Annotated in this window: 4 protein-coding genes; all 4 read right to left on the bottom strand. The window is 37.7% G+C overall.

The window, feature by feature from the left end; translation table 11 throughout:
* Positions 1 to 152: 152 nt before the first annotated feature.
* Positions 153 to 1,604, bottom strand: a complete 1,452-nt coding sequence (locus V7183_RS21370) for an NAD-dependent succinate-semialdehyde dehydrogenase (protein ID WP_335360761.1) — start codon at positions 1,602 to 1,604, stop codon at positions 153 to 155.
* Entirely contained in the window at positions 1,597 to 2,964 is a 1,368-nt protein-coding gene (locus V7183_RS21375; RefSeq protein WP_097894925.1) for a sigma-54 interaction domain-containing protein, read from the bottom strand. Before V7183_RS21375 ends, V7183_RS21370 begins: the two co-directional genes overlap by 8 nt.
* 151 nt (positions 2,965 to 3,115) lie before the next feature.
* On the bottom strand, positions 3,116 to 4,480 hold the full coding sequence (gene gabT, locus V7183_RS21380) for a 4-aminobutyrate--2-oxoglutarate transaminase (RefSeq protein WP_335360762.1): 1,365 nt from the start codon (positions 4,478 to 4,480) through the stop codon (positions 3,116 to 3,118).
* A gap of 317 nt (positions 4,481 to 4,797) precedes the next feature.
* Positions 4,798 to 5,703 (bottom strand): diacylglycerol kinase, encoded by a 906-nt coding sequence (locus tag V7183_RS21385; protein WP_335360763.1) that lies wholly within the window; start codon positions 5,701 to 5,703, stop codon positions 4,798 to 4,800.
* Positions 5,704 to 5,950: the final 247 nt, after the last annotated feature.

Raw genomic sequence — 5,950 nt, forward strand, 5'->3', positions numbered from 1 at the left:
CAGAATAAAAAGTAACCTACACTCGTTTGCTCTTTCTGTTTTTACTTCGCATGTGGCAGAAAAAGGCCCTGACCGCTTCTATGCATGAATAGATGCTCTCTCCCACCTAAAAAGAGGGGTTTTATGTCGGTTTTTTAATTGATGTATATATATTATAACCCTAATGAAATATATTTAATTTCTAGATACTCCTCGATTCCAAAATGACCGCCTTCACGACCAATACCACTTTCTTTAAATCCACCAAACGGAGCTTGTGCAACGGATGGAAGTCCATCGTTTAAGCCAATAATTCCATATTCTAATGCTTCACTAATTTGAAATGCTTGGCTAATGTCTTTTGTAAATACATACGCAGCTAAACCGTACGGTGTATTATTTGCGCGTTCAATGACTTCTTCTACCGTTTCAAATTTTGCAACAGGCGCAACTGGGCCGAACGTTTCTTCATTCATACATAACATTGTATCGTTTGCGCCTCCAATTACAGTTGGCTCAATGAAATGACCATTTAACTCTGTAAGTGTTTTGCCTCCATAGAGGATTTCACCGCCCTTTTGGATTGCATCTTCAATATGCTCCTGTGCTTTTTCTACAGCGTTTGCATCGATAAGCGGCCCTACAGTCGTACCTTCCCCAAATCCATCTCCTACTTTAAGCTGACCTACTGCCTTTTGAAACTTCTCTGTAAATTCTCCGTACACTGCTTCTTGTACGAATACACGGTTTGTACATATACATGTTTGTCCAGCGTTACGGAATTTCGAACCAATCACTGCTTCTACCGCTTTATCTAAATCCGCATCGTTCATTACAATAAACGGAGCATGCCCACCTAGCTCAAGTGAAACTTTTTTCATCGTTTTCGCAGCACCAGACATTAACTCTTTTCCAATTTCAGTTGATCCTGTGAATGAAACCTTTCTCACACGCCCATCATCCATCCAAGTATCTGCAATTGCCTTTGCACTACCTGTTACAATGTTTAAAACACCTTTTGGAATGTCCGCTTCATGTGCTAATTCAGCTAACTTCAATGCAGTTAATGGTGTTTGACTTGCCGGTTTCACAACCGCTGTACAACCTGCTGCAAGTGCTGGTGCCACCTTTCTCGTAATCATCGCCGCTGGAAAATTCCATGGTGTAATCGCTGCAATAACGCCAACTGGTTGCTTCGTTACTAAAATGCGTTTATTCGGATGAGAAGCTGGAATCATTTCGCCGTATACTCGTTTTCCCTCTTCTGCATACCACTCTACAAAACTATTTGCATAGTTTACTTCCCCAAGTGCTTCCGCGAACGGCTTTCCTTGTTCCTTTGTCATAATCGCTGCGATTTCTTCTTTATTTTCATCAATTAGTACAAACCACTTTTTTAACTTTTCTGCACGCTCAGCTGCTGTTAATTTTGACCAGGATTTAAAAGCCTCATGTGCAGCATCAACTGCTTGCTTCGCTTCCGTAACTCCACCCTTTGGTACAGTTGCAAATATTTCTTGCGTCGCTGGATTATTAATTTCAATTTGCTCTTGTAATTGAATCCATTCCCCATTTATATACATCGCTTTTTGATCTAAATTTACATAAGTCGCTTTTTTATTCAATGTTTTCTTCCTCCTTTATGAATTTATTAATTTTCCTAGTAGCTGCAGATTGACTTATTTTTAAAAACTCTGCTACTTTGTAACTTGATCCATGTGTTTTATACGCTTTAAGAATGATATTTCGTTCTACTTCTTCTAACATTTTATAGAGGCTTTGACCAGACTGCTCGACTGTTGATTCCTGCATAGATAATGGTAAATCTTCTATCGTGACAACATCATCTGCAGTAATGACAATCCTTTCAATTACGTTTTCTATTTCTCTATTATTTCCTTCCCAAGGGTACCCTACAAACATTTGTAAAGTACTAGGAGCTAGTTTCACATCGCGTCCATACTTTTCATTAAAGTGCTGTAAGTAGTGATAGATTAACGGCAAAATATCTTCCGTTCTCTCGCGAAGTGGAGGGATTTGAATAGGTATTACATTTAAACGGTAATATAAGTCTTTCCGAAACGTCCCTTGTTTTACCATTTCAGCTAAATCTCTATTCGTAGCTGCCACAATACGAACATCTACCTTTTTCAGTTCCCTGCCTCCGACTGGACGGAATGTTTTTTCCTGTAATACTTGTAACAGCTTCGCTTGAATTTCAAGCGGCATTTCACCAATTTCATCTAAGAAAAGGGTCCCTTTATGAGCTAACTCTAAAATTCCTTTTTTTCCTTCACGGTTTGCCCCTGTAAATGAACCACCTGAATAACCAAATAGTTCCGATTCAATTAAATTTGTCGGTAATGCCGCACAGTTAATTTCATAAAACATTTCATTTTTCCGATGACTTACTTCATGCAAATGACGTACTAGTCTACTTTTTCCTACTCCGGTCTCACCTAAAATAAGAACCGTACTATCTACTACGGATACTTTTTTGATTGTTGTAACAATTTTTTGCATAGCTACACTTTTAAAAATAAGCCCTTCATACTCATACGTTTCTCTTAACTCTTTTTTATATGTCTTTAACTGATTATCCATCTCCTCTACCTTTCTTCGTAATTGGTAGAGTTCAGTAAGATCACGTGAATAACTAATTACTCTTCGTAAATTCCCTTGTTCATCAAATACAGGCCTTGTACGAACATGTAAATATTCTCCTGACTTCGTTGTCTGAACAAGTTCAATTGGCTTTTTCTTCTCAATTACTTCTAATGTCGCAGATGGATAAAAAATCCCTTCTTTTTGTAACTCTTTTACATGCTTACCTACTAGCTCCTCAGCAGATAATTGATAGTGTCTTTCACATGTACTATTTACACGGACAACAGTGCCTTCCTCATCTGTTACAAAAATCTCGTCAAAAGCATATTCAAATACATCTTTTAAATCCATAAATGCTCGTTCCTTTTCTGCAACCATTCCAGCCACTCCTCAAATTCAAGTCCATTTCTTCACCTTAATACCTCTTACATTTCATTATAAAGTGAAATCATTATTTAAGGGAATTTTCTGTATCTTTTTACGAAGTAAACGAGAATGGTCGCAAATATGTTATAGATGATTCTATTATTTATACACGAGCTATATCTGCTTGCTCAAAACACGCTTGCAAAGAATCTTCAATAATTGTAAGTCCTTCTTCTAATTGTTCATCTGTAATAACCAATGGCATTAGTACACGAATTACATTCCCATATGTTCCTGCAGATAATAGAAGTAATCCACGCTTATTCGCTTCTGCACATAAATTTGCTGTTAATGCTTTATCAGGCTCTTTTGTTGCACGGTCTTTAACAAGCTCAAATGCACACATCGCTCCTAAACCACGGACATTACCAATACAATTATATTTGTTTTTCATCTCTTCAAATCGATCCATCACAACTTTCCCGACCTGCATAGCTCGATCATTTAATTTTTCTTTTTCTATTACATCAAGAACAGCTAGTGCCGCAGCGCATCCTAATGGACTTCCAGCATATGTTCCGCCTAACTCTCCTGGTGCCGCTTCATTCATCACTTCTTTTCGGCCAATGACGCCACTAATTGGAACCCCTGCACCTAATGATTTGGAAACAGTAATTAAATCTGGAACTACATCATAATGGTCAATTGCAAAATATTTTCCTGTACGGCTAAAGCCAGTTTGAATTTCATCAGCTACGAATAAAATGCCATGTTCAGAGCAAAGACGACGTACTTCTTGCACAAACTTTTTACTTGGAACAATGAAACCACCTTCACCTTGAACAGGCTCCATTACAACGGCCGCTATGCTTTCTGGGGCAACTTCTGATATTAAGAAGTTCTTAAATTCTTCAATAATAAAGTTATCGTATTGTTCGTCTGTTAACCCTTCTGGGCGACGGTATTCATATGGGAATGGTGCTTTATATACTTCTGGAGCAAATGGGCCGAACCCGAATTTATAAGGCTTTACTTTACTTGTCATCGTCATTGTCATCAATGTACGACCGTGAAATCCTTTTGAAAACGCAATGATGCCAGGTCTTTTCGTATATTTCCGAGCAATTTTCACCGCATTTTCAACTGCTTCAGCACCGCTATTTAAAAATAGTACTTGTTTATCAAAACTTCCAGGGGCTAACGTAGCAAGCTTCTCTGCTAGCTCAATATAAGGTTCATACATCATTACATTAAAACCAGTATGAATATATTGATCTACTTGTTTATGAAGTGCTTCTTTAACTGCAGGATGACAATGTCCCACATTAATCGTTCCAATTGCTCCTGCAAAGTCGATAAATTGATTTCCATCTACATCTGTTACAAGCGCACCATCTGCTGACTGTACAAATGTTAAAATACCGTTACTCACACCTCTTGGTACAATATTTTGACGACGTTCTAATAAAGAAGATGCTTTCGGCCCTGGAATTTGTTCATTTACTTTGGCATACTTTTTTGTATTCATCATTTCTCCCATCCTTTTCTATGCAATTAATTTTCTTTTTTCTATTGCAAGATGTATGCCAACTTATAAATGCAATGTCCTTCTAATTCTCTTCGTATTTCGACATATAAAATAAGTCTATAAAGACTTATTTTAAGTCCTTATAAACTTATTTTATTTATGCATTAGACTTCCTTTGTTTCCAAATTCATTCACCAGGACTAGATTTAACACAAGATAAGCAAGCGGCGCTAACGTTTGACAATCACCCGCCTCTGAAATGGCTCCAATTGTATAACAATCTCCATTATTTTTCGCTAAATATAAAGAGGATGCCTTTATAGGACATCCTCTTTATGTTCAGGAACAAATAGTTCAAGACAATGATATATATTTTCAAATTCCATCGGTGCGTCTCCGCCATATTCACCATCTAAGTTAATCATTAATTTATCTGGTGAATGAACTTTAATACGATTCGCCTGCGTATATAAAACTTTTGGATTATTAATATGCTCACCGCGCTGGGCTTGTGTTGCCGCTTTAATTAAATCAGCAATAGAACCTTTTTTCAGCACTAATAAGTCAAATAAACCATCATTAATAGACGCATATGGAGCTACTTTTTCAAACCCGCCAACTGAACGCGTATTCGTAATTAAAAACATCGTAATTTCTTCTTGTAATAACTTTCCATCATACTCAATCTCAACATATGTTGGATGTAGGGATGGTAACATTTCAATGCCTTTTAAATAATAAGCAAGTTGTCCGAGTACTGTTTTTAGCTTACTTGGTACTTCATATGTTAATTCTGTAATACGTCCGCCACCAGCAATGTTAATAAAATATGTATCGTTCGCTCTACCAAGATCTAGCGGAACTGTCTTACCTTCACAAATAATATCTGCGGCATCTTCAATAGAACGAGGCACACCGATTGCACGTGCAAAATCATTTGTCGTTCCAACTGGAATAATCCCAAACTTCGGACGATGTTCGTTTCCTACTAAACCATTTACCACTTCATTTAACGTACCGTCACCACCTGCTGCGATGACAACGTCAAACTTGCGATCCGCAGCTTGCCTCGCCGCCACAGTCGCGTCTCCAGGTCCAGTTGTTGCATGACAAGATGTTTCATATCCAGCTTGTTCTAATTTTTGTAGTACTTCTGGCAAGCTTTTCTTAAATAGCTCACGACCAGAAGTAGGGTTATAAATAATTCTTGCTCGTTTCATTATTTATTAGCACAGGAAATTTTTCATTTATAGAAAAAGAATATACCGAACCTTTGTCCAGTACTCCTATGCCTACCTCCTCTCATCTTCCTATCCTTTTTTATCCCGCTCAAACAGGCAGTAAGAACCCGATTCGTGTAGCCCTCCATTAGTAACTTTATTCACTAATGACGGTTTTGCTTTATTTGACCCAAAAATTTATCCCGCTATTTGCGGACAGTAATACTCCCACCTCAAAATTCAGCGAAAG

This window comes from Bacillus sp. JJ1127 (assembly GCF_036965845.1).
Classification (GTDB): domain Bacteria; phylum Bacillota; class Bacilli; order Bacillales; family Bacillaceae_G; genus Bacillus_A.

Excerpts from the sequence above, each read along its gene's own strand:
- V7183_RS21375 (WP_097894925.1), bottom strand. The coding sequence starts at position 2,964 with ATGGTTGCAGAAAAGGAACGAGCATTTATGGATTTAAAAGATGTATTT.
- gabT (WP_335360762.1), bottom strand. The coding sequence starts at position 4,480 with ATGAATACAAAAAAGTATGCCAAAGTAAATGAACAAATTCCAGGGCCG.